This window comes from Thalassospira xianhensis MCCC 1A02616 (assembly GCF_003326475.1).
Taxonomy (GTDB): domain Bacteria; phylum Pseudomonadota; class Alphaproteobacteria; order Rhodospirillales; family Thalassospiraceae; genus Thalassospira; species Thalassospira xianhensis.
In genome coordinates this window covers 289,507-314,014 of the sequence record NZ_JPWA01000001.1, presented here as the reverse complement: position 1 = coordinate 314,014, position 24,508 = coordinate 289,507, and the positions used below count along the sequence as shown (strand labels likewise).

The 24,508-nt window shown below is 51.2% G+C and carries 24 protein-coding genes; 11 read left to right on the top strand and 13 right to left on the bottom strand.

The features are described from left to right. Positions 1-18: 18 nt before the first annotated feature. The 3 genes from TH5_RS25250 to ruvB all read right to left on the bottom strand — a co-directional run bounded on the left by TH5_RS25250 (position 19) and on the right by ruvB (position 2,768). On the bottom strand, positions 19-516 hold the full coding sequence (locus TH5_RS25250; RefSeq protein WP_097052815.1) for a hypothetical protein: 498 nt from the start codon (positions 514-516) through the stop codon (positions 19-21). Positions 517-768: 252 nt separating this feature from the next. Beyond that, positions 769-1,680, bottom strand: a complete 912-nt coding sequence (locus TH5_RS01815) for a hypothetical protein (protein ID WP_114120436.1) — start codon at positions 1,678-1,680, stop codon at positions 769-771. A gap of 50 nt (positions 1,681-1,730) precedes the next feature. Next, complete coding sequence (ruvB, locus tag TH5_RS01810) at positions 1,731-2,768, bottom strand: Holliday junction branch migration DNA helicase RuvB (RefSeq protein ID WP_114120435.1); 1,038 nt, start codon at positions 2,766-2,768, stop codon at positions 1,731-1,733. 343 nt (positions 2,769-3,111) lie between these two features. On the opposite strand from ruvB, the gene TH5_RS01805 reads away from it, so the two are divergent. Next, a complete protein-coding gene (locus TH5_RS01805) occupies positions 3,112-3,504 on the top strand; it encodes a hypothetical protein (RefSeq protein ID WP_114120434.1) in 393 nt (130 codons plus the stop codon). Positions 3,505-3,587: 83 nt separating this feature from the next. On the opposite strand, the gene TH5_RS01800 is transcribed toward TH5_RS01805, so the two are convergent. The 4 genes from TH5_RS01800 to TH5_RS01785 all read right to left on the bottom strand — a co-directional run bounded on the left by TH5_RS01800 (position 3,588) and on the right by TH5_RS01785 (position 8,470). After that, positions 3,588-4,568 carry a ribonucleotide-diphosphate reductase subunit beta gene (locus TH5_RS01800; protein ID WP_097052811.1) on the bottom strand — a complete coding sequence of 327 codons (981 nt, stop codon included), beginning with the start codon at positions 4,566-4,568 and terminating at the stop codon, positions 3,588-3,590. Between the two features lie 57 nt (positions 4,569-4,625). Beyond that, positions 4,626-5,420, bottom strand: a complete 795-nt coding sequence (locus TH5_RS01795; protein ID WP_114120433.1) for a hypothetical protein — start codon at positions 5,418-5,420, stop codon at positions 4,626-4,628. A 113-nt stretch (positions 5,421-5,533) separates the two neighbouring features. Then, complete coding sequence (locus TH5_RS01790) at positions 5,534-7,456, bottom strand: ribonucleoside-diphosphate reductase subunit alpha (protein ID WP_167443434.1); 1,923 nt, start codon at positions 7,454-7,456, stop codon at positions 5,534-5,536. Between the two features lie 384 nt (positions 7,457-7,840). Then, positions 7,841-8,470 (bottom strand): hypothetical protein, encoded by a 630-nt coding sequence (locus TH5_RS01785; RefSeq protein WP_167443433.1) that lies wholly within the window; start codon positions 8,468-8,470, stop codon positions 7,841-7,843. Positions 8,471-8,709: 239 nt separating this feature from the next. Here TH5_RS01785 and TH5_RS01780 point away from each other — a divergent pair, with 239 nt between their 5' ends. Next, positions 8,710-9,966, top strand: coding sequence for a hypothetical protein (locus TH5_RS01780; protein ID WP_147250034.1), 1,257 nt, complete (start codon positions 8,710-8,712; stop codon positions 9,964-9,966). 102 nt (positions 9,967-10,068) lie between these two features. Here TH5_RS01780 and TH5_RS01775 read toward each other — a convergent pair whose 3' ends face one another. Next, positions 10,069-10,728: a hypothetical protein gene (locus tag TH5_RS01775; RefSeq protein ID WP_114120428.1), complete on the bottom strand. Its 660-nt coding sequence runs from the start codon at positions 10,726-10,728 to the stop codon at positions 10,069-10,071. An 89-nt stretch (positions 10,729-10,817) separates the two neighbouring features. Next, positions 10,818-11,087 carry a hypothetical protein gene (locus tag TH5_RS01770; protein WP_114120426.1) on the bottom strand — a complete coding sequence of 90 codons (270 nt, stop codon included), beginning with the start codon at positions 11,085-11,087 and terminating at the stop codon, positions 10,818-10,820. A gap of 338 nt (positions 11,088-11,425) precedes the next feature. Here TH5_RS01770 and cas9 point away from each other — a divergent pair, with 338 nt between their 5' ends. After that, a complete protein-coding gene (gene cas9, locus TH5_RS01765) occupies positions 11,426-14,653 on the top strand; it encodes a type II CRISPR RNA-guided endonuclease Cas9 (protein ID WP_114120424.1) in 3,228 nt (1,075 codons plus the stop codon). A 538-nt stretch (positions 14,654-15,191) separates the two neighbouring features. Beyond that, positions 15,192-15,965 (top strand): NYN domain-containing protein, encoded by a 774-nt coding sequence (locus TH5_RS01760; protein WP_167443432.1) that lies wholly within the window; start codon positions 15,192-15,194, stop codon positions 15,963-15,965. Between the two features lie 70 nt (positions 15,966-16,035). On the opposite strand, the gene TH5_RS01755 is transcribed toward TH5_RS01760, so the two are convergent. Then, positions 16,036-16,719 (bottom strand): hypothetical protein, encoded by a 684-nt coding sequence (locus TH5_RS01755; protein WP_114120420.1) that lies wholly within the window; start codon positions 16,717-16,719, stop codon positions 16,036-16,038. 148 nt (positions 16,720-16,867) lie between these two features. Beyond that, on the bottom strand, positions 16,868-17,665 hold the full coding sequence (locus tag TH5_RS01750) for an Ig domain-containing protein (RefSeq protein WP_114120418.1): 798 nt from the start codon (positions 17,663-17,665) through the stop codon (positions 16,868-16,870). A 310-nt stretch (positions 17,666-17,975) separates the two neighbouring features. Here TH5_RS01750 and TH5_RS01745 point away from each other — a divergent pair, with 310 nt between their 5' ends. Together TH5_RS01745 and TH5_RS01740 are read left to right on the top strand one after the other, a co-directional pair. After that, the gene (locus tag TH5_RS01745) at positions 17,976-18,206 is read left to right on the top strand and encodes a hypothetical protein (protein ID WP_114120417.1); all 231 of its coding nucleotides are present in this window, start codon (positions 17,976-17,978) and stop codon (positions 18,204-18,206) included. Positions 18,207-18,379: 173 nt separating this feature from the next. After that, a complete protein-coding gene (locus TH5_RS01740; RefSeq protein ID WP_114120415.1) occupies positions 18,380-19,351 on the top strand; it encodes a hypothetical protein in 972 nt (323 codons plus the stop codon). 387 nt (positions 19,352-19,738) lie between these two features. Here TH5_RS01740 and TH5_RS25430 read toward each other — a convergent pair whose 3' ends face one another. Next, positions 19,739-19,909 carry a hypothetical protein gene (locus tag TH5_RS25430; protein ID WP_167443431.1) on the bottom strand — a complete coding sequence of 57 codons (171 nt, stop codon included), beginning with the start codon at positions 19,907-19,909 and terminating at the stop codon, positions 19,739-19,741. 322 nt (positions 19,910-20,231) lie between these two features. On the opposite strand from TH5_RS25430, the gene TH5_RS01730 reads away from it, so the two are divergent. Both TH5_RS01730 and TH5_RS01725 read left to right on the top strand, forming a co-directional pair. Then, positions 20,232-21,221 carry a DUF4238 domain-containing protein gene (locus TH5_RS01730; protein WP_167443430.1) on the top strand — a complete coding sequence of 330 codons (990 nt, stop codon included), beginning with the start codon at positions 20,232-20,234 and terminating at the stop codon, positions 21,219-21,221. A 212-nt stretch (positions 21,222-21,433) separates the two neighbouring features. Continuing rightward, positions 21,434-21,958 (top strand): Panacea domain-containing protein, encoded by a 525-nt coding sequence (locus TH5_RS01725; RefSeq protein WP_114120409.1) that lies wholly within the window; start codon positions 21,434-21,436, stop codon positions 21,956-21,958. Positions 21,959-21,973: 15 nt separating this feature from the next. Here the strand turns inward: TH5_RS01725 and TH5_RS01720 are convergent, their stop codons facing one another. Then, complete coding sequence (locus TH5_RS01720; RefSeq protein ID WP_147250032.1) at positions 21,974-22,324, bottom strand: hypothetical protein; 351 nt, start codon at positions 22,322-22,324, stop codon at positions 21,974-21,976. 129 nt (positions 22,325-22,453) lie between these two features. On the opposite strand from TH5_RS01720, the gene TH5_RS01715 reads away from it, so the two are divergent. The 3 genes from TH5_RS01715 to TH5_RS01705 are packed head-to-tail and all read left to right on the top strand — an operon-like array spanning position 22,454 to position 24,383. Further along, the gene (locus TH5_RS01715; protein WP_114120405.1) at positions 22,454-23,182 is read left to right on the top strand and encodes a hypothetical protein; all 729 of its coding nucleotides are present in this window, start codon (positions 22,454-22,456) and stop codon (positions 23,180-23,182) included. A 40-nt stretch (positions 23,183-23,222) separates the two neighbouring features. Further along, a complete protein-coding gene (locus tag TH5_RS01710) occupies positions 23,223-23,768 on the top strand; it encodes a hypothetical protein (protein WP_114120403.1) in 546 nt (181 codons plus the stop codon). Positions 23,769-23,792: 24 nt separating this feature from the next. Continuing rightward, complete coding sequence (locus TH5_RS01705; RefSeq protein ID WP_114120401.1) at positions 23,793-24,383, top strand: hypothetical protein; 591 nt, start codon at positions 23,793-23,795, stop codon at positions 24,381-24,383. Positions 24,384-24,508: the final 125 nt, after the last annotated feature.

Genomic DNA, 24,508 nt, shown 5'->3' with positions numbered 1-24,508 from the left:
AACCGCCCGGTTGAGCGACTATTCTGCCGCCTGACTGACACCTTCAGTCGCGGTCGCTTCAGCAACAGGGGCGGGCCCACTGACTTCTTCCTCGCCACCGCGAATACGAACCTCGTATCCACGGCAAGCCATCGGCAGCCAGCGCGGGGTTTTATTGCGGTGATACCAGTTATGGACAGCTTGGCGGGTGATCCCGAAAGTGGAACTTGTCAGCTCAAGCGTATTCAACCGGTGCTGCGCGCGCCAAACATCAAACCATGCGAGCGAAGCAGCCGGGAAAGACGGCATGATTTCCGGGGAGTGGCGACGCGCGGCCTCGAAACCAAGGCAACTTAGCTCAAGCCAGATTGGCGGGACAGCTTTGGTGTCACCTGCGAGATACTGGGAATTCTTGGCCTTCCAGTTTCGCACTGACTGCGGAGTGATGTGGAATGCAACGGAGATAAGCCGGTCGCTCTTCAGGCCCTGCTTCTCACACCATGCAAAGAAGTCCCCATAGGTCTTTATTTCAGTCATCAACTACTTACGCCTGGCGGCGTCCCCGGTTATCTCGAAGGATTACATCATCTTCGACAAAGGAAAACTTTCAGGGCTTAAGCAAAACCCCTCTATATTTCCTAAGGTGAAACCGGGAAATTGGTCAACTCTTTTCGCAAAATCAAAAAATAACCGGGCAACATAGAAGAATTGTCCGCTATTTCAAGCAAAACTTAATGACATAAAGGAAAACTTGGGTTAGAATTCGCGCTTCCTTACAGATTGGCGATATCAGTTGGTAAACCGCTGCCAATCATCAAAGCGCCGGAGCATTTCGTTCCACCGGTGCCGGGCATCAAGACCTTTCTGAGTATCCTCTTTGAATTCACTGCGCGATTGCACGCCACAATAAAGCCGAACGACCTGCGATGCGTATTCAGCCGGGCTGTCATCATAGTGAGGCAATTCAAGAGCGAGAACAGCATCAAGGTGCGGCGCGACAAACTTCAAGCACCATTCCTGAAACTGCCTGTCGTTTCGGCATTTGATCTGGCTCTGCTGAACGGCCGTCAAGGTGTGAAATGGCTTTCGCTGGGCACGCCGGGCTTCTTCCGGGTTCTCGGGCTCTTCACCATTATCCAGCGCCCAGCAGGCGAGGTAAATTACCTCACCGCTTTTGCCAACTTCCAGTCCGGTAAGGGGATGTTTTTCCGGGCCGTCAATAATACCGCCGTCATCAAGGCGCAGGGTAACGCGCATGCCATTTCGGCAATCGTCGGCCCACCATGTCAGCGATGCCTCTCCGACGAATAGTGCGCGTTCCTTACCATCACCGTCTGACATGGACATAACAACACGCAGACGATGTCCCGCGTGCCGCGCGGTGCGCAAGCCGCGGAAAGGATGCACCAATGAAGCCTCTCCACTAAGAAGTACAAGATTGGCGGTCATACCGGCCAACGGCTTGGTCGCGAAGTCCTGGACCCGCACATAGTCCGCATAGATCGGCGCAATGTTCCGGTAATCTTCAGGGGAGCTAATATCTTCAACAAGGCCGCTACCAACCGTCGCAGCAGTTCGCGCCTCACTTGGCGGGGTCGTCACTTCCTGTAAGATTTCAGGTTCAGGCGCGGCAACGGGGGCCACAACTGGCGCTGCCTTGTCATTGCTGGCAGGAACCGACAGGCGTAAACCGGGAAACATATTGCGCCCCGGTGAAAAAGGAGAGGGACCTCGGAAAGGGGTGCTTGAGCTCATGATTTCGTGACTGCCTTTTTCGCGGTGGTCAGAGTTCGTTCTTGGTCAAACAGGCTCATTGAACCGTCGGTTTGCTGCGATGTTTCACAATGCGCCAGTATCCGCCCGCGCGATGTTCGCTCAATAATGCCCGCATGCAGCAGCCATGGTTCGATTTCATCTTCAATCGTTCCGGGATCTTCACCCAATGCGGCAGACAGGGTTTTCAATCCGGTCGGCTTGTTGCGATATCGGCCCGCAAGGCAGTCAATATATGCCCTCTCTCGCTCCCCAAGCCCTCTATCGTCAATCCCCAGCGCTTCCAGTGCATGAGAAGCAATGTCTGGTCCAATAGTCGTCGTGCTACCGGCCGTTGCGAAATCCCGAACGCGACGCAATAGCCGGTTGGCGATACGTGGTGTACCGCGAGACCGGCACGCTATCATTTCAGACGCTTCCTGCGTCATCTGGAGCCCCATGAGGCGACCAGACCTGAGTATCACGGATGCCAGGTCGTCGTTACTGTAGAGCTCCAGCTTGATGTCAATGCTGAACCTGTCCTTGAGCGGACGTGACAACATACCGGACCTTGTCGTTGCTCCGACAAGTGTGAACCGCTCGATAGGCAGCCGGATATGCTTTGCCTCAGGGCCATCGCCCGACAGAATATCAATGGCAAAGTCTTCCATCGCCGAATATAGCACTTCTTCGATATGCACGGGCAGGCGGTGAATTTCGTCAAGAAATAGAACATCGCCTTCAGACAGGGAAAGCAATGTTGTGGCGAGTTCTCCAGCATGCTTGATGGCTGGCGCCGCAATTGATTTAAAGCTCTTTCCGAGTTCGTTTGCGACGATCTGAGCAAGTGTCGTCTTGCCGAGGCCCGGGGGTCCAAAAAACAGCGTATGGTCGAGCGGCTCATTCCTGCTTTTAGCGCTTTCAAGATAAACGCCAAGCAGGCGACTTGCCTTGGGCTGTCCCACGAATTCGGATAGCAGCACCGGTCGCAAGGCCGGGTCGTCCTGAATGTTATGGCCTTGCAGAATATCTGTCATGACGCACTCTGGTCCTCGGTTAGAAAGCTGCTGGTCTTTTGCGCTCGGGATTCGGCCCTAAAGGAAAACACCTAAACGGATTTTTGCATAATTGCAAGGATAACCAACGGGTTCAAAAGAAAATGTCAACAAATTTAACGACCCGCGAGTGTTGTGTAAAGCAAAAACTAAGGAAAACGTGAAGAAATCCTTTGACGTAATCCATAAGACGGGCAAACATTATTTACGAACTCGGCCTCTGTACAACTCAGGGGCGCTCGCAATGGCGGCTGACCTGTCGCCCCGTAGTTCGAGGTTGCGAGCTCACTCTTTTGCAGGTTTTAACATCGTTCGGAGCGACAAAATGCCCAAGATGCTTTCCGTCATTACCGCCTTTCCGACCCGTTTGATGGTTGGTGTTGCGGTTGCTATCTCTTCAATTGGGGCCTCGACCGCAAATGCTGCTGGTATTGGCGACGTGGCAACTGATGTCAAAGGCCAGCTCCAGGGCATTGGTGACCTAGTGGTTGCCGGTGCATTTCTTGGGGGACTCGTTCTGATGGGTGCCGGTCTCGTTCGCTTGAAAGCCGCGGCTGATGCTGGTGGCGTTCAGGTTAAATACTCCGAAGGCCTGTGGCGCCTCGGCGTAGGCGGCGGTCTCGTTGCTCTTCCCGCAATTACCGGTGTCGGCGCAGATACCATCTTTGGCGAAGGCGGCGGTGAAGCGGCCAGCATTGGCGACATCGACATCGACTAAGGCGCTGTGGTTCGCCTTTCGTCCCGCGCGAAAAGACCCCCTGGACTTTCAGGGGGTCTTTTGTTGTCCAGCGTCAGCGAGGGCTATTCCTGAACCAGCCCATCTTCCGGCCAGACATCACCCCAGGTTCCTTGGGTCGCGTTGCGAGTATATTCGGTCGCCCGTTGTTCGAAGAAGCCAGCATGCTCGACACTGTTAAGCATGGAATCCATCCACGGCAGCGGGTTTTCGTCGATGTTGTACAGCTTGTCCATCCCAAGACGGACCAGGCGGTCATCAGCGACATACCGGATATATTGCTTCACTTCTTCCGGCGTCAGCCCCTGAACCGGACCTTCCTGGAACGCAAGGTCAATGAAACGGTCTTCGTGTTCGACGATTTCCTTTGCAATGGTCGTGATGCGTTCAAAGAGCTTATCACGGTCGATTTCCGGATGTTCCGCAACCCACTCATGAAACAGGCGGATCATCGACAGACAATGCAGGGTTTCATCACGAACGGAGTAGGTGACAATCTGTCCCATACCCTTGAGCTTGTTGAAGCGGGGGAAGTTCATCAAGATGGCGAAGCTTGCAAACAGCTGTACGCCTTCCGTGAAAGCCCCGAAAGCAGCCATGGTTTCAGCAACTTCCTGCGGGTTCTTCGGGTCGAATGACCGCATATAGTCGAACTTGTCCTTCATCTCGGTATAGTCGAGGAAGGCCTCGTATTCGGTCTCTGGCATGCCGATGGTGTCAAGAAGGTGCGAATACGCGTCAATGTGGATCGTTTCCATGTCCGAGAACGCGACCAACATCATAGCCACTTCCGGCGGCTTAATGAAACGCGTGTAATGGCGCATGTAGCAGTTGTTCACCTCAACATCCGACTGGGTAAAGAAACGGAAAATCTGGGTAACAAGGTTGCGTTCTTCGGGTGTCAGGCTGTGGTGCCAGTCCTTAACATCGTCGGCCAAAGGAACTTCTTCCGGCAGCCAATGCATGTTGTGCTGGTCTTTCCATGATTGATAAGCCCACGGATACTGGAAAGGTTTAAAGGCGATCCGTTCTTCAACTAGAGACATCTTCTTTTCCTGTGTCAGAAACTTGTTGGTCAAGTCACGGCTGAGTCGCGCGTGAAATCACGGTTTGGGGGAGGCGGGTGTTTTTGCGAGAGCGTCTTCGACTGCTTTCACAAGAAGTGGTTCGAAAATTGGATGGAGGCGACAGGAACGTTTCGCGGCCACGATGATATCGTCTTGGCCAGATCTGTCTTTCATCAGATCCACCAATCTCTTCAACTCAGTCAGCATCTCGGTAGTTAGTTCGCCTTCAGGCGTTAGCTTTCCGACGGAATGCTGATAGAATTCGTAGTATTTGGTGAAGACTGGGTAGTCCCCATCGGGGTATGATTCCTGGCGGAACCGGTAAAGGCGCTCAAAAAGGGTACGGTCGCACGGCTGGCTGATAAACGTTTCCGACGTGCTGAACCGCAGCCATCCCCGCTGAACTTCAGTCTTCTTGAGTTGCGCCAAAGCATCTTGGGCCGCCATGCAATCAAGCGTCAATTCTTCTGCCTTGATAACATTCAAAAGCCGCTGAGCATCAATTGGCTGATGCACCATGACGCGCATCTGTTCTTCCGTCGGCGTTTGACCCTTGGGCACAATAATCGGAATCAGATCAAGCGCGAAATCGAGTTGCATGTAGATTACAAGGTCGTTGTACATTCCCCGTGAGAAATGTCGCGGGAGAGATTCCGGTGTCAACTCAACGTCGCCGACTTTAATGGACGTGACGACCGGCCGATATTCGTCATTTTGGGGGTCTTCCTCCAGCGCGCGGAATCTCAGTCGCGTAGTCGCAACCACCTCAATATCACTGGCAGGCTTCCCAAATCGTTTGATGAAGTTTTTCCATTTTGCTGAAGTCAGCATTAGGTTTTCCTTTTGCGCATGAAACTATGGAGCCGGGGTGACGATGGACAAAAGGCGGGTGTTTGCTCGAAGAAAGCTACACCCGTCCCTCGTCGTCCATGCCTTACAATGTGTCACTGGCAGGCAAGGCACTCGTCATATGCGCCATTCAATGCTTCGGCGCTCTGAGGCTTAGCCTCGACGGACTTCGCGGCGGCACCACCAGAGATTCTCTGATTGGCGAAGGTCGCAACAACTTCTGTCGATGCCTCGGAAATCTTCTGCGCGCGCTTCACAGCAAGCGAACGGCAGTAGTAAAGGCTTTTCACACCCTTTTTCCATGCCGCCCAGTGAATCTGGTGTAGCTTCTGCTTGTGGATATCCCCCCGAAGGAAAAGGTTCACCGACTGGGATTGGTCAACCAGCGGTGCGCGATCACTCGCGTGCTCAACAACCCACATCTGGTCGATTTCGTTTGCGGTCTTGAAGACGTCGCGCTCAAGGTCAGAAAGGAATTCAAGATGCTGAACAGAGCCTTCATTGCGTGTGATGGAACGCCAGGTCGCTTCATCATCGCGGCCATATGATGCCAGGACCTTTTTGAGGTGCTTGTTGCGAACCTCAAATGTGCCGACCAGACGCTTCTCTGAATATACGTTGGCGGTGACAGGGTCGATACCAGGGGAGCATTGACCGGCAATAACGGAGATGGAAGCCGTCGGCGCGATTGCTGTTTTGTTCGAGAAGCGAGCCATGACGCCATGCTCTTCGGCATCGGGGCACGCTCCGCGCTCTTCAGCCAGCACTTCGGATGCTGCATCAACGGCGTCTTTGATGTGACCAAACATCCGTTTGTTCCAGACCTTCGCCATCACCCCATCGAACGGAATACCTTTTGCCTGGAGGAAGCTGTGGAAGCCCATCGCTCCAAGCCCGACAGAACGCTCGCGGGATGCAGCATAAATGGCGTCGTCCATGAGGCCGCGATATTGATTGCCGACCGCTTTATCGACAGCCTCACAGGCCTTTGCATAATCGGCCTCATCGAGGATAAGCTCACGCAGCTGTGCTTTGATAGGGTCACCGACTTCGCGAATGGCAGCACGTGTCATCGACGGTGCGTTTGCAATGAAGAAGCTCAGGACGTTGTCGAGGAAACGCATGACATCTTCAATGAAAGTCGGGTGCGTATTCCATTCGTCGAACTTTTCGAGATTGAGCGATGAGAGGCAGCATACGGCCGTACGCATCCGGCCCAAGTGGTCGAGACCGGTCGGAAGCGTAATTTCCACGCAAAGATTACTGGTTTTGACAATCAGGCCAGACTTTTTGTGATGTTCCGGGATTGCACGGTTAACGGTGTCGATGAACAGCAGGTAGGGTTCACCGGTTTCCATACGGGCAGTAAGCAGCCTGATCCAAAGCGAACGCGCACTGATTGAGCGAATTGTTTCACCGGTATGCGGTGACTTCAGGGCCCACTGGTCGTTTTTCTCCACCGCATGCATGAACGCATCCGAGATGGCGACGCCATGATGCATGTTCAACGTCTTCCGGTTCGGGTCTCCACCGGTCGCGCGGCGCATTTCGATGAATTCTTCGATTTCCGGGTGCCAGACAGGGAGATAGGATGCTGCCGAACCGCGGCGCAGACTGCCTTGGGAAATGGCCAGAGAGAGAGAGTCCTGGACCTTCATGAAGGGAACGACACCGCTGGTTTTCCCCACCTTACCAACGCGCTCACCGAGAGAACGCAGGTTGCCCCAATAGCTTCCGATGCCGCCACCGCGGGATGCGAGTTCAATATTCTCTGCCCACAAGCCTTTAATGCTCGGCAGCGAGTCCTGGCATTCATTCAGGAAGCAGCTGATCGGCATGCCGCGGTTGGTTCCAGCACTCGACAAAACCGGTGTTGCTGGCATCATCCAGTGATTGGAGATGTAGTCATACATCCGCTGGGCATGATCGGCATCATCTGCGAACTCGGCGGCCACATTGGCAAACCGATCCTGTACGCCTTCGCCCGGAAGCAGGTAGAGTTCTTTGAGCATTGCCATCGCAAATGGGGTAACCAACGCGTCACGTGAATGGTCTACGTGAACGCCACGTACATTGGTTGCGGCATCGACCGTGCTGCTGTTGATTGTGCTGTCAGATGTTGATTTAGCAACATCCGGAGAGATGCTATTCATGGCGAATTCCTGTGTGTTTTAGTTCAGATAAACTGACGGTCAGACCGGACGCGTTTTTGTCGCGAGGCTGCAATAAGACCTTCAAGTTCTCTTGCAAGAAAGAAAGAAACCAGACCTATATTTCTTCCCGTGGATATTGACTTTCCGAAAGGACATTAGTCTCAATGAGTTATGGGTAGTTATGTAAAAATCTTTCCTTTTTCCTTTGTGGCGTAGGAAAACAGGAAAGACTAATCAGCGGAATGACCGTTACGCCGTCAACCGCGAACTTCTTTGGGATAGCTGAGGAAGGTTCGTGGTGCACCACTGAACAATCTCGTTCCAGTCCTTAACCCGATGGAGGACATCTTCATCGGTATTGTAAGGCTGAGAATAGAGCACACCGACCTGACCATTTTCGGCAGCAGCGCGCACATGTCCAATACTGTCATCAAAAAGAATGCACTGCCCGCCTGGCTCCTGAAGCTCAAGGAGCGTTGCAACCTTCGACCCGTTCAAAGGCAACGTGATGATTTCATCCAGCTCAAAAGGCGCCAGATTTTTCAAACGCATCTCGCGCGTCAATGGATGGTTTCCGCCAGAAGTAACACACACAACAGGAGTGTCAGGGAGTTCCTCGCGGATGCGCGCAATACCGTCTTTTGCACCTTTCATAAGCGGAATGTCGCTATAGTAGTCTTCTGCGACACTCAGTTCGCGGATGATTTCCTGCATCTCCGCGGGCTTAAGGCTTGGGAAAGTGTATGCCAGATCATAAGACGGGTCGAACTTGTACGACATCAATGCGCGATGCCCACGTACTTCCTCAACATACCTGACTAATTGCGCCATATAGTCAATCAGCACCATGTCGGCGTCAAACACGATTTTGTATGGCATCATAATTCCTTCTGACGCGAGAGTAATTTATTGTTCGTATTCCTTTGTTCTGGCGACATCCTACACATTTTGCAGTGAATCTAAAGGAAAAAATGAAGTTGTCCTTTGTCTCTGTCGGGCATAGTCTCGTTTTACCAGCAGCGCATGGGGAAACTAGCGGCACTGCCCACTTCCAAAATTCGCTTTTTCCTGAAGATACCGGCTTTCAATCGAACGTGGGCACAACGGAGCACAGACTTATGGATTTTTCAGTCTATTTCCCGCGGGAAGAATACGAACATATGGAGACGAACTGGGGTGCCGCGGACTATCGGCAGCGCCAGGATTTGCTCGAACCTTTAAAGCTGGCAGTGGGGCGCTTCCTGTTCGATATGGCCCGAGAAGGCATGCTTCAACCGGTTTCGGGATTGCGCCACAGGCGCATTCGAATACTGGGAGAGTGGAACAAGCTCGTCAGTGACGCTGCCAGTGGCGCGACGTTTGAGGAAATCTGCGCCAACAATCCACTATCGCAATTGTATATCAGGGAAACGGACGAAACGATTTCGTGGCAGGATAATCCCTACAAACTGCTTTGCCACTACGTAACCTTTGACATGAATTCCCCCAACCTGGGCGATACCAGCGGTGAAGCGCGGTATGACGGGCTGGTGAGGAACATGAATTCAGGAACAAGTCCCCAATTTGGACATAGTCGCCTGAACCCACAGTATTGCAGCAACACCGGTGACGACATTTCGGTAACTTTTGATGCGTGGCGCGTAAACGCAGTCATAGAGCGGTTTCTGGAGCCAGATGCCTCTAAGCCAGTCGGGGCTCCCTTCACTCTCAGTGAGGAGCCCTTAACGGATGCTCCAGCACCGGTTGTTGAAGTCATCGAAGCAAACTTCCCCTCCGGGGAGGTCATCGTCACGAGCTATGTTAACCGGGACGATTTCAACGATCATGTCGAGCTGAAGATAGACGACAGGGAACTTCCCCGCCTAGATTCTGAGTTGGGTGCAGTCGCAAAAGCCAAGGCTATCGCGAGCGAACTTGGCTTCTTTACAATTTATGGCCCAGAGGTGTTTTCAGTCCTGGCCAAAAACGGAGCCATCATTATCAGCCGTCGACCGTTTGGGGACGAAGAAGAAAAAATCGACGATCCTGATGTCACTGTGCTTGCAGAATGCCTGTCTGGAGCGGTTCATACCGTCACCATTATCGACCGGGCCGTCCTGACGGAATTGTTCGCGAAGGCCTATGAGTGTTCTCTGGAGCATGCGGTGGAGCTGGTAGCTGAGTATCTGCGAGACCCATCCTCAGAGCATGTAGCTTTGACGGTAACGCCAGGAACCTATTACCTGCATGGGAGCTACATCCCAAATGAATTCCAACGGATGTTTCAATCCGATGAGTTGGACATCTCACAAATCCCTGAGGTGTCTTACATTGTGGCAAACCGGTGCCTTTGTGTATCGAACGATATCAGCGCTCCAACACCCAACGCATTCTAGCCTAGGAATCATGTGACCGTCGACGTGTCGATAGAAGCCAAAAATTTCGACACGTCGCCTCGAGTATGTCGACAGTAACGACATATGCCGACAGTCCAGCCCTCAGTCTTTCCTGACACACGTAAAGCTGTGTGTCGTATCCTTGTAGAAGGTGACCCAACTGCTGAAATTTCTGAAGTAGGCAGTGTCGGGATTGGCCGTACCGCTACCTGTCGAAGTCCAGAAATCAACACCATCCGGTAGAAGAAGATTGTTGGGAACTTCGTCTCTTGCCGGGACATACCAGTCATCATGTCCGTGTGCGACCAGATTGTAACATGTCACAAAAATGTTCGGACTAACTCCATCGTCCGGATTGGCGGTTCCGTCTCCAGCCGTGATGTGATTGTACAGGATCAGGGAGTTTGCCTCGCCTGTTATTGGGGACGTTGCTAAGGTCGCGAATGCTGAAGTACCCCAGTATCCCATTCCCATATCCGTGAAGACCGCATACATCGGAACGTTACCGTCGGGAGAAGTTCCAATGTAAACAGAGCCATCGGCGCAGATAGTGCCTGGCGAGGCAGCTTCGGGAGCTCCGTTGCAAGGCTCGGGCGCAACGGGCGGTTCTTCGGAAACATCTGTCGTCGACACAAGCTCCATTGTCCGTAGGTTATGGCGAAAAATGAAACCTGAGCCATCTGGCGACGCAAGGGCTGATGTGTGCAGATAGAAAGCCTGCGCTGCCAGGAAAATGAAGGCCGCTGTTAGGATGTTTTTCATGTTTTCCTATCCCCTAAAGGAAAACATGAAAATATCACCGATTTGAAGATCTGTCCAATTCTTGCACCTATCTTGGGTAGAAAAATCGTTCACATACGGATTGAAGGGGATGAATATTCAAAGGCAGGCTGCTCCACCGGACGCCAACCATCACGTGCCAGTTTGTCCTGTTCCCAGAAACTCAGCTTGTTGATATCGGGATACGTTTCCGGAGTATGTTCGGAAATCACCGGTTCCCGTTCCGCGGCATCCCAGAAAACCATACGCCCGTCAGGATGCAAACCAAGGCACTCCCCGTGATCCACCGTCCCGATGTGGCCATGAATGATTTCCGAACGCAGTCCAGCATGCTGTTCCATTGCAGTCATCCCATTTTCTTTGGAGCTGCCTGAATGTTTCCCTCATCTCTGGAAAGACACAAGACCTGGCCGAACGCCAGCTATCATTACTGTGATTAGAATGGTCGAGGTGGGGTGGGGAATAGAAGAGGGCGGGCCGGAGCCCGCCCCCCAAGTGGGCGCTATAACAGCTTGTCATTAGCCACCCAGCAATTCGCCTTTTGCTACAAAGACAAGCTCAATATGAGCAAAGTTTTCCTTTGCGTCAATAAATTTCTTTCATTTTCCTTAAAAATAAAGCAAAACATATTCCAAACTCCTTTCGATCCCAATCTTCGAGCTCCGTTCATGAGGGTCTTATGCAGCTGTCGATGTCAAAACTTGCTCCCGCCACGCAGGCTTTTATCACGATGAACAAGCCGTCCTATCGAGCCACAAAACCCTATCGGCTTGCATTGGACTTGGGGCAATCCTCGATCGGGTGGGCGGTCTACCTGCTTGATAAAAACCTGAAGGTCTCATCCCTTATTGACCTTGGCACCGCAATCCACCCCCATGGTCTGAATAGCAAAATGAGTGCCTCGAAAGGTGCCGAGCGTCGTAAGAGCCGGTTGGCAAGGCGGACCAATGCCCACAAGCGCCAGCGCATGAATGCATTACTGAAAGCCCTGACCAACCACAAACTGTTCCCGGCTTGCCAGTCTCAGCAGAACGCCCTCAAGCAGCTTCACCCGTATGCCCTCAGAGCCAAAGGAGTTACAGAAAGACTTGAGCCATTTGAGTTCGGCCGCGTACTTCTCCACCTTGCAAAGTTTCGAGGGCCGAAATTCAACCGGTTGTCGGACGACAAAACGGAGACTGGCATTCTCAAAGAAGGGGCTTCCAAGCTTGAAGCGGCCTTGGCAGAGCGTGGATACAGAACCATCGCGCAGCTCCAGCACGAACATCACTTGGGTAACCAGGATTCAACTCGTGTTCCGCAACAAGTCAAAATGAAAAAGCTCCGCATCCCGGCATCAAGCAAAGATGCTTTCGCCTTTTACAGCTCCAGAACCGCTGTTCTGTCCGAGTTCGATATCCTATGGGAGCGCCAGAAACAGGAACATCCGGACTTGCTGACAGACGATGCACGGTATGCCGTATTCCATGCTATCTTCGACCAAAGGCCGGTATCCATGCCAGAGCCTGGACGTTGCCCTTACCATCCCGAGGGGCCAAGGATTTCCAAAGCGCACCCGCTCTTCCAGGAATACCGGTTACGCCAAACGATTTCTGACATCCGTTTGACCGACAGCATGTTGCGAAAAAGGGCCCTGAATGACACGGAATATGAAAAACTGTATGATGCCCTCTCTACTCGCAAGGAAATGAGATTTCCGGCAATCCGCAAGTTATTAAAGCTGGACGACAGCATCCGTATCTCCCACGAATACGAAGGTGCCAAGGCGCTCAAAGGGAATGAAACCGCTGCATTACTCGGACACAAGGACCGATTTGGGACAACCTGGGCGAAGTTGCCCCTTCACGACCAGACGGCTGTTGTTGTCTGGTTACTTACGCAAGATGATGAAGATGCGCTGATTGCGTGGCTGCAAGACAGCTTTGCTCTGGCCGAAGACCGAGCACGAAATATCGCAAACACCAGCTTACCCATAGGCCAAGGCGGAGTAGGGGTTACGGCGACGATGCACCTGCTTCAGTTTATGCGCCTGCACCATTCTGCTCATGAGGCAGGGCTTCTGTCTGGTTATAATGACGCGAGGCTGATGACCGGTGAGATTTATGACGAACTTCCTTATTATGGGGAAGCTTTGCCCCATCGTGTCGGCTTCGGGGACGGGGTCAGCGAAGCTCTGGATCGCAAGTTCGGACGTATTGCCAACCCAAGCGTCCACATCGGTCTTAATCAACTGCGAAAGCTTGTAAACGCGTTGATAGCAAAGCACGGGCACCCAACACAGGTAATCATCGAGGTCGCAGACGAAATCAAGTTATCTGCGAAAGCCTTGGAAGCTCGAAAGAAGGCGAATGCAGATAACCGTTTCCGCAAAGAAAGACACCACAAGGAACTGGACAAGCTGGGCATACCTGAAGGAGGCCGTCGTGATGCATTGTTGAAGATGGCGTTATGGGAAGAGCTTGGACCTGACCCTGAAGCACGGTTCGACGTCTATAGTGGTGAACGCATCACCTTGAAATCGCTTTTCAATGGCGACTTCGAGGTTGAACACATCCTCCCGATGACGCGATCTGAAGACAACAGCCCCGCGAACAAGACGCTTTGCTCCACGCACCTGAACCGGTTGAAGGGTAACAGAACCCCTTGGGAAGCGTTTAGCCGTGACCGGATGGTCAGCGAGGACGAATGGCAGAAAATGCTTGAACGCGCCCGGGCTGCTCTACCACGTAAAAAGGCCGACCGCTTCACAGAGGCTGCATCGGAAAAGCTGATAGACCCGGAAGGATTCCTCGACCGTCATCTGCACGACACCCGCTATCTGTGCCAGGTCGCCAAGGAATATCTGTCTCTGGTCTGCGATCCGTTGCAAGTATGGGTGACAAGCGGCAGATTTACCGCTGCCCTTCGCACCCACCTTCAACTAAACACGCTTCTTAACAAAGAAGGCAATGTGAAGAACCGTGACGACCATCGTCACCATGCCCTTGATGCGGCCGTCATCGGCTTGATGGACCGGGTATATGTGACCGAGTTTCGCAGGTTTGAAGCGGCATTGGTTGAACATAGAGCCAAACCTTTCGAGTTCCGCATACCTTATGCGCGGTTCCGTGACGAACTCGAATGCAAACTGGAATACATGACAGTCTTCCACCGACCGAACAACGGGTTCCAACCGGGCAAGACCGATATGTCTTTGTGCTCCCCGGGAGAGATTCTCGTCGATACCATCTATCGTCTGGAGGGCGACAAACCCGCAGGCAATGAACTTACCCGCGTTTCCCAGCGTGTTGAAGTCCTCAAGTACTTCGACAGTATGAAGAAACTGCTTGAGGCCGACATGGCGGAACAAACCCGTGCATCGATGCTGTCTGTCATTGAGCCAGAGTTGGCTGCAAACCCGCCAAAAGACGACAAACAAAAGTCGTCTCGTGACTTTGCATTCAAATCGGCCTTGCTGAAGTGGGCGGACAAAACCGGGACTAATCGCGTCCGCATCTATACAAACAAGCGCGTTGTCATGGTTCATGGCAAACACGCCCGAAAATGCGATAATAACTCGTTCGTTGATGTGTTCCAGCAACCAGATGGTCAATGGATGTTCGATGTCGTATCGGCGTATGACGCAATCACCATGGGTACTGAGCCGCGGTGGAAAAAGACCTATCCAGCAGCTCGCAAAGTTATGCGGCTGTATAAAAATGATATGGTCTGCATTACAGAAGAGCGTCGAGCGTACATTTACCGGGTGGTGAGTTTCACACCGGGCAGATTACGATTACAACCGCACAACATGGCGAAAGGTCAAGAAGTCTCCAGCGCAGCTTCAACATGGCAAAAAGCGTCTCTCAAAAAAATCAATGTTGACATTCTCGGGCATGTCAAAGGCCTTCCTTACTTCGACCGATGAGAACAAAACCGGATTCATGTGATAAAACCGGCCAAAACCATCCCGAAAGCACACAGGAAACCCGGCATTTTCTCACGATGAATGCCGGGTTTCTTGTTGTAAATCATCGACTTACGGAAGGTCTATTGTAGCAAAAGGTAAATTGTTGGGCAACCAAGACCGCCAGCCTGTCCATCAGCACACCGGAGTCATTGTAGCAAAAGGTAAATTGTTGGGCAACCAAGACTTATTATCGCGGCTGGTCGCCAGAGCGGAACTGTAGCAAAAGGCGAATTGCGGAGTAACCAAGACACCATCATGATCGGGGAAAAGGCTGTCGATAATTGTAGCAAAAGGTAAATTGCGGAGTAACCAAGACAGCGACGAGCGAACTGCGCTTTTCTATTATTATTCAATGGTAAGGCTAACTTTCAAACCGCAGCAAGCAGTTTTCCTTTTTTGTGGGGTTTACGAAGGAAAACTATACTTTGTTGACTTGATTATGTGCCTTTTCCTGCCCATAATAGGGAAAAGCTCGCCTTGTGGAGACCGCTCTCTAATGTCGTTGTTGACGAAACTCAAAAGTTGCACCAATTCTGTATTTCGACGGGCGCATGCGCCGAAAAGCACAAAAGTGCTTGTTCTGATTGACGGAGACCAGTTCTCGAACGAGGTTACAAAACACATTTCCAGTCTACTGGAGGTGATGGGACTGTCTGCCGATGGCGCCATGCATGTGTATGCAAATGAGGCGAACATGGGATGGAATGCCAATGTGAAAGACGGCTCGGTCTCTATCACGAAGGTTCCTACTCACAAAGACGCTGCCGATTTGAGGCTTATCATGGACTTGGGAAAGTTCAAGATTGAGCCAGGCATGACGATTGCGATCGCAAGCGCAGACAAGATTTTTCTTAATGTTTTACGCATTCTCAAAGAGCGTGGATGCAGAACCATTTCCCTTTATCCTGCCAATGGATGGTCGCAGCCGGATTTCAGTCAGGCTGCCGACATTTGTATCAACATCCCTCAGTCAACGATTAAAAAGGCAATAGCGTCAAAAGCGCCTGTCAAAAGAAAGTCTCAACTGCAAATCAAACAGACCGTTCACATCCCAACCATGCAGGCAGCACTAGAAACTTATATGCAGATGGGAGGGGATAGGAATGCACGATTTCCTATCTCAGAATTCGGCAACTGGCTCAAGAACCATACAAACCTTGAAATCGACGGCAAACTGTCTGATGCCATTCGAGCGTTGCCGAATTGGCAGCTTTCCGACTTGGATGAGGCTCCTGTGATGGTAGAGCGAAAAAGCAAACCCAGTGCTTGAAGGCTTCATCGCATAGAAAATGCCCGGCCATCATTACGAAAAGCCGGGCAGGGGACAAGGCTTGGCCAGGTCAGGCCGGAACAGAAGCAGCAACGTCGGCCTTTGCATTTCGTTCTGCATGAAACTCTTCTGGAGAATATGACTTCTCCACGCCGGTTACCTGATTCCGAACCAGAATCTCGGAACATTTGATGCCGGGTTCGCCACGCATATAGCCAACATTGCGGTCGACATGGAGCTTGATGGTTTCCTGCAACTTGCCGTCTTGATAGTTGGCAATCTGATCCTTCTTCAAAACCGAGAATTTGTCGGAATCCCGCATGCCCTTGACGATCTGGCGGTAGATTTCCGGGTTGTCGATAACCACCGGGTCCTGTCCTTCCTGTTTGACGACAAACACGTCTTCCGAACCGGCCCCGTCGCCGGATTTCACCCGGGCAGCGTATTCAATCTTCGAGATTTCCGCATGCCAGGCTTTGCCGGACTTTGTCATGAAAGCATCTTCCGGCAGGTCGAAAAACTCCCGAACATTTTTCATGGTGGTTTTGACCGCCCAGTTGGTCGCACTTGCGGCGCTCACGACTGCTGTACCTCCAAGAGCCATGCCCACCAGGAAGTTAACTGTGGATGCGTCTGTGAAATCCCGAATGGTGAAGGCAGTTATGCCACCCACCGCGACCGCAGCAAGGGCCTTGAACTCAACCCCGCTGTTTTCAAATCGATCAAAGGCGAGGGAGGTTAGTTTGCTTGTCATGTTCTATTTCTCCTCAGAGATAGTTGACCGCCGGACCAAGGCAACGGCCGACACTTGACGACCATTCTTTCGAAGAAAGGTATCCCTCTACTATGCAAGTGACAAAAGCGGTGCTTTAGCTGACGTCTTTGTTACGACAAGACCTTGATTATGTTCGAAGGCAGAAGAATTCGCCTGGTTGCGATATATCCGAGTTTTCGTACCCCATAAATCCCGATGGAGACGAGATGTAAAGAGTAAGCATGTAGTGAACACCACCATTTTCAACATCTATCCCTTCGCCGGTTACCCAGTAAGGATTGGATGGTGAGGAGCTGTAATCCGGAAAGAAATCGAATTTTGCGTTTCGATTGTTCACTATAATGCTTTCTGCCACCAAATAGTCTGGCAAGGCTCCCCCCTGCGATGCGCAGTAGTCTTGCGCATCCTGCCAGGGCAGGGTCGGGTAGTCTAGTGCCATCAAATAGTAACGCACAGAAGACTGAGTGGTAACGTATTCAGAACCATCTTGGCAAGCAGTCCCAACAGGACCTGTGGTACACCCATCATAGACGAACACAGAGGCGCCCGCTGAAGCCGTGTTATTGGCAACGTCACTGACTGATATCTGGAAGTCGTAACTACCTCCAGAATAAGAGGTGCCCGTTATTTGGCCCGTCTGTGCGTCTAACGACAGTCCTGGAGGAACGCTTCCCGACCAATCCCAGAACAACGCATCGCCCTCTGGGTCAGATGCACTCAGCGCGGAACTATAAGCAGTCCCCATAGCCAAACTGGATACGATGCTACCTGACAGGACTGGAGGAAGATTTTCAGTTTCCACGGCTGATTGAAGCACATCTGTCGCCATTTTGTGCCTGAAGCGATATTCTTGTGCATCTGCTTCGGGAGCCACAACAAACGCACTTACTAACAAGGCAAAAAGCCAACTCAATTGGAAGCGCATGGCGGATACACCTCATCTCTAATGCCATATCTGTGCATCGTCTTCAAGGCCATGCCTTTGATAGCACGCTTTCCCTGAAGGATTAATCAATTAATAGTATTCATGAACTATAAGAAAACAAGCAGAGTTTTCTTATTTTAAGGAAAATTCGCTGTTACGGCTTCACCTATCAAGAAAGTCGGTCCAAATTGAGTACGAGCTCTGCTATGAGAATGGTTTCAACTGGTATCATTTTTGACGGACAGAAAGGCTTCGACTATATTCATTACCGGATAAGATGCGGACTATGTGAACATCGGAGGAAGAGCCAATGTCGGAATACGGTACCTGGGGCGTCGAGGACAACCCAATAGTCGCGCAAATCAAAAGATGCATGGATGCGTTTGACCGAATTGAGAGCAAAGTAGTTCACCGGCCGGATGATGAAGCGCAAACCACAGTCTGGCACAACATCACCGGGCGGTGGTATCCGTTCATTATTTCCGGCCTTCTCTGCGCAATTGCCATTGAGGCTGTTGCTGTCGCTGTGATGGTACGATAGCCGCCGCCCGGCTTGATTAACTACTGCCGTTAGCCCCCATATTTATGGCGAAACCTTCTGTTGTCGTCTAAAACCTTTGCATTTAAACTCAAGGTTGATGAACTGTGTGTAAAGCGCAGATAAACAACATGAGCAACCGCCAGACTTCGGGGTCTAAATATTGGAGAGGCTGAATGTTAAATAGAAATATCAAGACAGGGGCGGCGTTGGCGCTTGCCACATCCATAATGGTTTCCATGCCACTCAGTGCTGCGAGCGCTGCGGACACGGCATTTAAAGAAACAACACAAAGGTCCACTGCATTCATCAAAACAACCAGTGCTGAAGACTGCCCCTATATTCCAGCCGCGGTATCCAATTCTGGTTCGGATACTCAAGGCCTTGTGGCGGGAGCATTTCTGGGCGCAGCAAGCACTGTGGTCGCAAAGGCAGCTTACACCGGTGTAAAAGACTACCTTAACGATTTGAAGGACGCAAAAACCGCGACTTACATCGCTTCCGGTCCGGTTGATCTGACGGCAAACAACTGCATTGTCATTACCCGGGGCGTGGTTACGGCTGCCAGTATCTCTGATAAGACGGTGGAGGCGGGTATCTCTCAGGAGCGCTATAATCAGACGCTCCAACTGGCGAAGACGCCGGACTTTATGCTCCAGCTAAACATTCTTCAGGACGATGCCCAAAACATCCAGGTAGAGACAACGGCAGAGGACGGGACAGCCGCCACAGAAACGCTATCGCAGTTCGTGATTAAACCGAGATATTTTGTCTTTGGAAAGTCAGCGTCGGAGCGCAGTGAGACAAACAGCAAGGAGATTGGCCTCGTTCTGGTCCTGAGGGAAGAGCCGACATCAAAAACGTCCAAGGATGACGTAGAAAAGGACGCGACATTCGTAATCCCCATCAATCTGGGAAAAGTTGCACCTCGAACCTTCATGGCGACCTACGAGATGTTTCCAGGGGAAGCTGCCACACTCAAGGTCAAGAAGGGGACAAAGCTCAATGGTTATGCTTTGATTTCAGAGACAGAAGAGGCCGGGAAAATACTGAAACTGATATCCAGTGCGTATGAGGATAGCGGGGATGACATCAAAACCGCGCTTACCGATGCCCTGAAGGACGCCCTTCCCAAGTCTGAAGATTGATTTTACGGGGAGGGGCGGTTGACCAGCACCAACAGAAATAACCCTCGAGAGGAAAATGGGTAGGACTAGATGAAATAAGGATATTGTTGACATCAAAGAACAAAACCGGATTCATGCAAAAACCCGGTCGAAATCTCACTCGAAACAACAAGAAACTCGGCACTTTTCTGATGAAGAATGCGGAGTTTCTTGTTGTGTGTCAGATACTTATCTGAAGCCTATTGTAGCAAAAGGTAAATTGTTGGGCAACCAAGACTAGTCATCCGGCAGAAATGCGAGCGGATCGATTGTAGCAAAAGGTAAATTGTTGGGCAACCAAGACCATTAACCGGTCGTGCTGTTCGCGAGGTGAATTGTAGCAAAAGGTAAATTGCAAAGCAAAACGAATTACGACGAGGAGATAGCTTCCAAGACCTCGTCATCATCATCGAACCAGCCGTTTCCGGCTAAGTCAAACCGTTCGTCGAGCATTACGCACAGCTCAATGGCGGCCTTGGAAGGGTCGGCTGGGTGTTTACGAATGGTTTCTTCCACCTGAGTTCGAATGCTGTTGGCCATGTGGGTTCCTTTAAGTTTTTGGTCATTGTGGTTGGAGCGTGCGAGGGGCAGACGGGTCATCTCGTCAATGTTCTATAATATATCTTATGACAAATTTGTTGACGACGCCCGCAACTAGGCTCCATCTAAGAGTGGCGTGAAATCAAGGATTTTGGAAGCATTTCTTACTAAATCTCGCAGCAAGCATAAATAGCTAAGATAGCTAACCGCGCCGCTAAGCCGAGATGACTTTGCATATTTTCGAGAATTCGCCCTACCGGCCTTGAAAGGCAGACGTTCGAGAAAGACATTACGGCGAGAAAAGACTATGAGGACATCAAAAATGACGAAAACCAAAATACCCTCCGAACCCAAACATCACTTTGTGCCACAGTTCTGGATTAAACAGTTCCGGCCCATCAACAACCCTTCCATCCCTGAAAATCAAAAGTATCATGTATATGTGCTGCGTGATACAGCATCGGGCATTGAGCTGAAATTCGAGCATACATCTGGCTTGATGCAGGTTCCGCACCTATACACTATTCAGCCTGAAGGCGTTGCCAACACGGATGGCGAAACCGTCTATTTGAACCAAGTGGACAATGACGGCAGTAAAGCTTTTCAAGCTATTCTGGACGAAGACTACAGCGCCGCTGTCCGAGACGCGTTGGCAGAATTTTTCGCAGTTCAATTCATGCGTGCGCCCCAGACGTTGTCTCGCCATGCACCGCTTTCGCAAGATTTAGCCAGTGGAATTCGACTGGGCCTGGACGCAGGCAGTTACAACGAATTTTGTCAAATACTCCAAGGCATTCTCCCCACCGTTCCTGCCTTCACTGAGGAAGAGTATCAGCGCATTGTGGAGGTCTCGAAAAACATGAGCGAAAACGAAAGGAACAAATGGGAGGACGAGCTTTGTAAATTGTTGTCCGTACCTGGGGGAAACGCAGATATACCCTTTACCGATCTGCTTCACGACCGTAGTGGACTGGCCCCAATCAAGTCAGTATTACTCGACATGCAGTGGACACTGAAAAAAGCGGAAAGTGGTGACTTCATTCTTGGAGACGCATCCCTGCTCACGGACAAAGGAGATATTTCGTCTGGAATTAGGATACCATTCTCCATGTCGCAGGCTTTGTATCTCACACCTGCCGCAGCCCCGACCAGTTTGATTGAGACTGATATTGCTTCAGCGAATGAAGTCTTTAGTTTGAACCTGGAATCAGCAGCTCGCACAAGACAATGGCTTATTGGCTCCAAACAGGCTTTGGAACACAGGGATATTCAACATCAGTTCCGGAGTGCCCGCCCGCTTACACAGCCCTGATGACAGAAACCCAAAGGTGTTATCGTCATCAGGGCGTTTATCCTTGGGCACCTCTAGAATTAAAAAGAAAACTTCGATTGTTCGGCGATTTTCTTTCTTCTATAAGCGTTTTTCAGGTCAAAGAATAATTGAGAATACGAAAACATTATCTTTGCCGCCGAGGGCGATTGTGATGCGTTCATTGCCACACTCTTTTGCGAATAGGTGTGGTAATGAATGCAATAAACCAGATCGAGGGCGAACCAATGTTTCCATCTCAAAAAATAGCTAACTATTTCCTGCGCTCCGCCGCCTCTCGTGGGCAGTTTTTAAATGCTGGACAGGTTCTGAAGCTGACCTATTTAGCGCATGCGCATTATCTCGGTCAAAACAATGAGCCGCTGGTAAAGGAACCTGCCATTGCATTGAATTACGGCCCCACATTCTCGGATCTATACGCTGACCTATCGTCGTTCCGTATGGATACCATCTGTCAAACACTGCCAGAACCACTCTCGCCTGCGGCACCGGAGATGTCCGAAGACATCATGAAGTTCCTGGACAATTGCTTTGAAGCATTTGGGCATCTCGCATTCAAACAGTTGGCAGTCCTCGCGCGCCCTGAGGGTAGCCCTTGGCACAGCGCCCGCCAGCAACAAGACCGAGAAATAAGCAATACGGATATTGCAGCGTTCTATGCCCGTGAATATGCTTTCGACCCCAATTCCAGTGACGCAGGGCCATCACCTTCGATGTGAGATGCAATACCATAGTCAGCGTCTCATACCTGACGCTGCCAGCTTCGCCGCCTCGGTCGGGGACCGATACGCTTCCAGCGCTTCCTCATCGTTCTCGAGCACAAACTCGACGTAATCCCTATCGACACCCGGCATAGTGGGGAAGTTGGCGACCGTCTCTGAAGGGATGGCATCAATGTACGCCAGCAGAGACGTAACGACCTCTCTGAGATCGTGTTGGTTCTGAAGAACTAACCGCAGTTCACTAGCTTTCAGTTCGACTTCAAGTTCACTTCCCGGATTGAGAACCTGGATGCTGTCGCCGTGTCCATGCATTGAAGACCACTGTTCGACAAAAGCTTTAATTCTTGTTTCGCTCTCACACATGTTGGTACCCATTTCTATCAACAAAACCACCGCTCAAACATATTCCGGAACAAGCGGCAAGGTACAATTTATTTGTTGGTTGCGTTTATCGCTCATAGCATTTCCCCAGTATCAAAAAGGGAACATCACATGAGCAAAAACATGTTCGCCAGCATCTCAGCAGTTGTCGAGCGTACACAGATCGGCGGCATTGGGATTTTGGCCTCCGAAGACCAGAACACGTGGGAGCCTGACGAAATCTGCCGTTTCTTTCAGGATATCATCGATGGCGTACCGCTCAACGTGGTCGTTATGTGGGAAGTCTCCGACCAAGAAAACCAATCTAATGTGAAATGTGTCGAACCCTATGGCTTTCCACGTCATGCAACAAAGTCCTACGTGGTTATTCATGGCCGCGAGGAAATCGGAGCCCTTAGTTGGGCAGCATCTGTCGTCGATGGAGATTTTAAAACCGACCTTCAGAGGATCTCGTCAATTTGGAACAACGACAGATGCTTTGTTGTCGACCTTTCAACGCCTCGCCATGAGGTGCACTATGTGACAAAAGCAGAAACGGAAAGTCGGGCCACATTGATCCCGTTCGGGAACTTGCTCACTTTATCCAGCTTCACGAAATTGCTTCACATGCAGGATGAACTAGGGACCGTCAAAAATCTGGAGCCGGATGAGCAAAGGAGGCTTGGGCTATTGGCAGACCGAGTGCGCAACACTCAGATTCCGTTGGTGACACGAAGCCATCTGAAATACACCGAAGCATTGAAACTCTCTCGGCGAATGAGCGCGAAAACCTATACTGAATTTTCGAGGAATCAGAGTTCGGTGACGGAGGGTGAAACGCCCTCTTCCCTTCGGCCTTAGTCAAACATCGTGCCGGGCACAGTTGCCCTTGGAGACTTCTATGAATAACGTAACCATAAAGCACGCAGTTTGGGCCACAGGCGTTCCACCCGTCACAACCGCGTACTGGGCCCAGGAAGATTGGATGGCTTTCGAGGATGGTTTCAGGCCAGGTGATTATTATGGTGAACGCTATGACAAGCAAGCTTGGACTGAATATCTCAAGGCCAAGAACGAACGCATCGTAGCCGAAATGCGGGAAAATAGGGGCTGGTCTCCTGACCCTCGTTCTGGTGAACCACTCTTCGGTCGGACGGTGCACTCAGATGCAAAACTTGCCATCCGTCAGGCGGTGTTCGAGGCACCGAAGGTAGTAGCGTGGGTTCCGGAGGGTTTCTCCGAGCAGACCGGCTGGGTCGTCTATGACCCGAAAGAGCCAATTAAGGGGCTTGAGCCGGAGTTGCTTTGTTTGAAGCCCGTAGCACTCCCTATTCCGCTGAGCGAAACTGGGAGGAACATTTTAAATGCGGTGCTCGATGACGTTGTGCATTCCATGAGGAAACTTCACACAGACAGCAATGCAGATGTTGCGGTACCAAGGCCGTGACCAACTAATTGAAAGGGAAAAGCAATGCGCCACGCATCGTTATATGAAATTTTCGAGGATGCTATCGCGACACAAGGGTGGAGCGACAATAGCCAACGTGTCGTCCTACAGCGATACATCGAAAACCAGCAATCAGAAGCGGCCTTCGACGACCATTTGCTACAACATGCCCGCGAGGTGAATCAGGAGCATATTGTCTCGTCAGATGGCTTGGAAGGCTACATGGGCTGGAGAGACAGAGACATGGTCCGCATCATGCTTGAATACATCGAAAACCAGAAGAGTGATGATTCCTTTGCTGTTTTTCTGAGACAATGTGAATGGATAAACGGTAAGACCTTTAAGGCGGATAATGGTCGTGAACTCACACAGTCGGAACACGGGTTCGTATCGGGCAACATCCTGATCGATGTGGACGATCTCGTAAGCCGCGACCTCGAAGGTGTTATGGAGCTCTTCGCGGAGAAGTTGGTAGGAAATGAGCTGCTATCCGACATCAGCTATGATGTCGTTGGAGTGGAAGACGGTCAAATCGTCATGCGCATCACTGGCGATATTCAACATATTCTCGCTTCACGTGCCGAGAATGATGTGGACGGAAGTTTCTCTCCGTGAGTTCAGTTGAACGGTGGCGGCCAATTTGCTGATTTTTAGGCATATCTGTTGCGGACCAGGGATAGATAGTGCGGGAGTATCCATTGCCCGAGCTCGCATCGGATAACATAAAGGCTGCCCTTCTA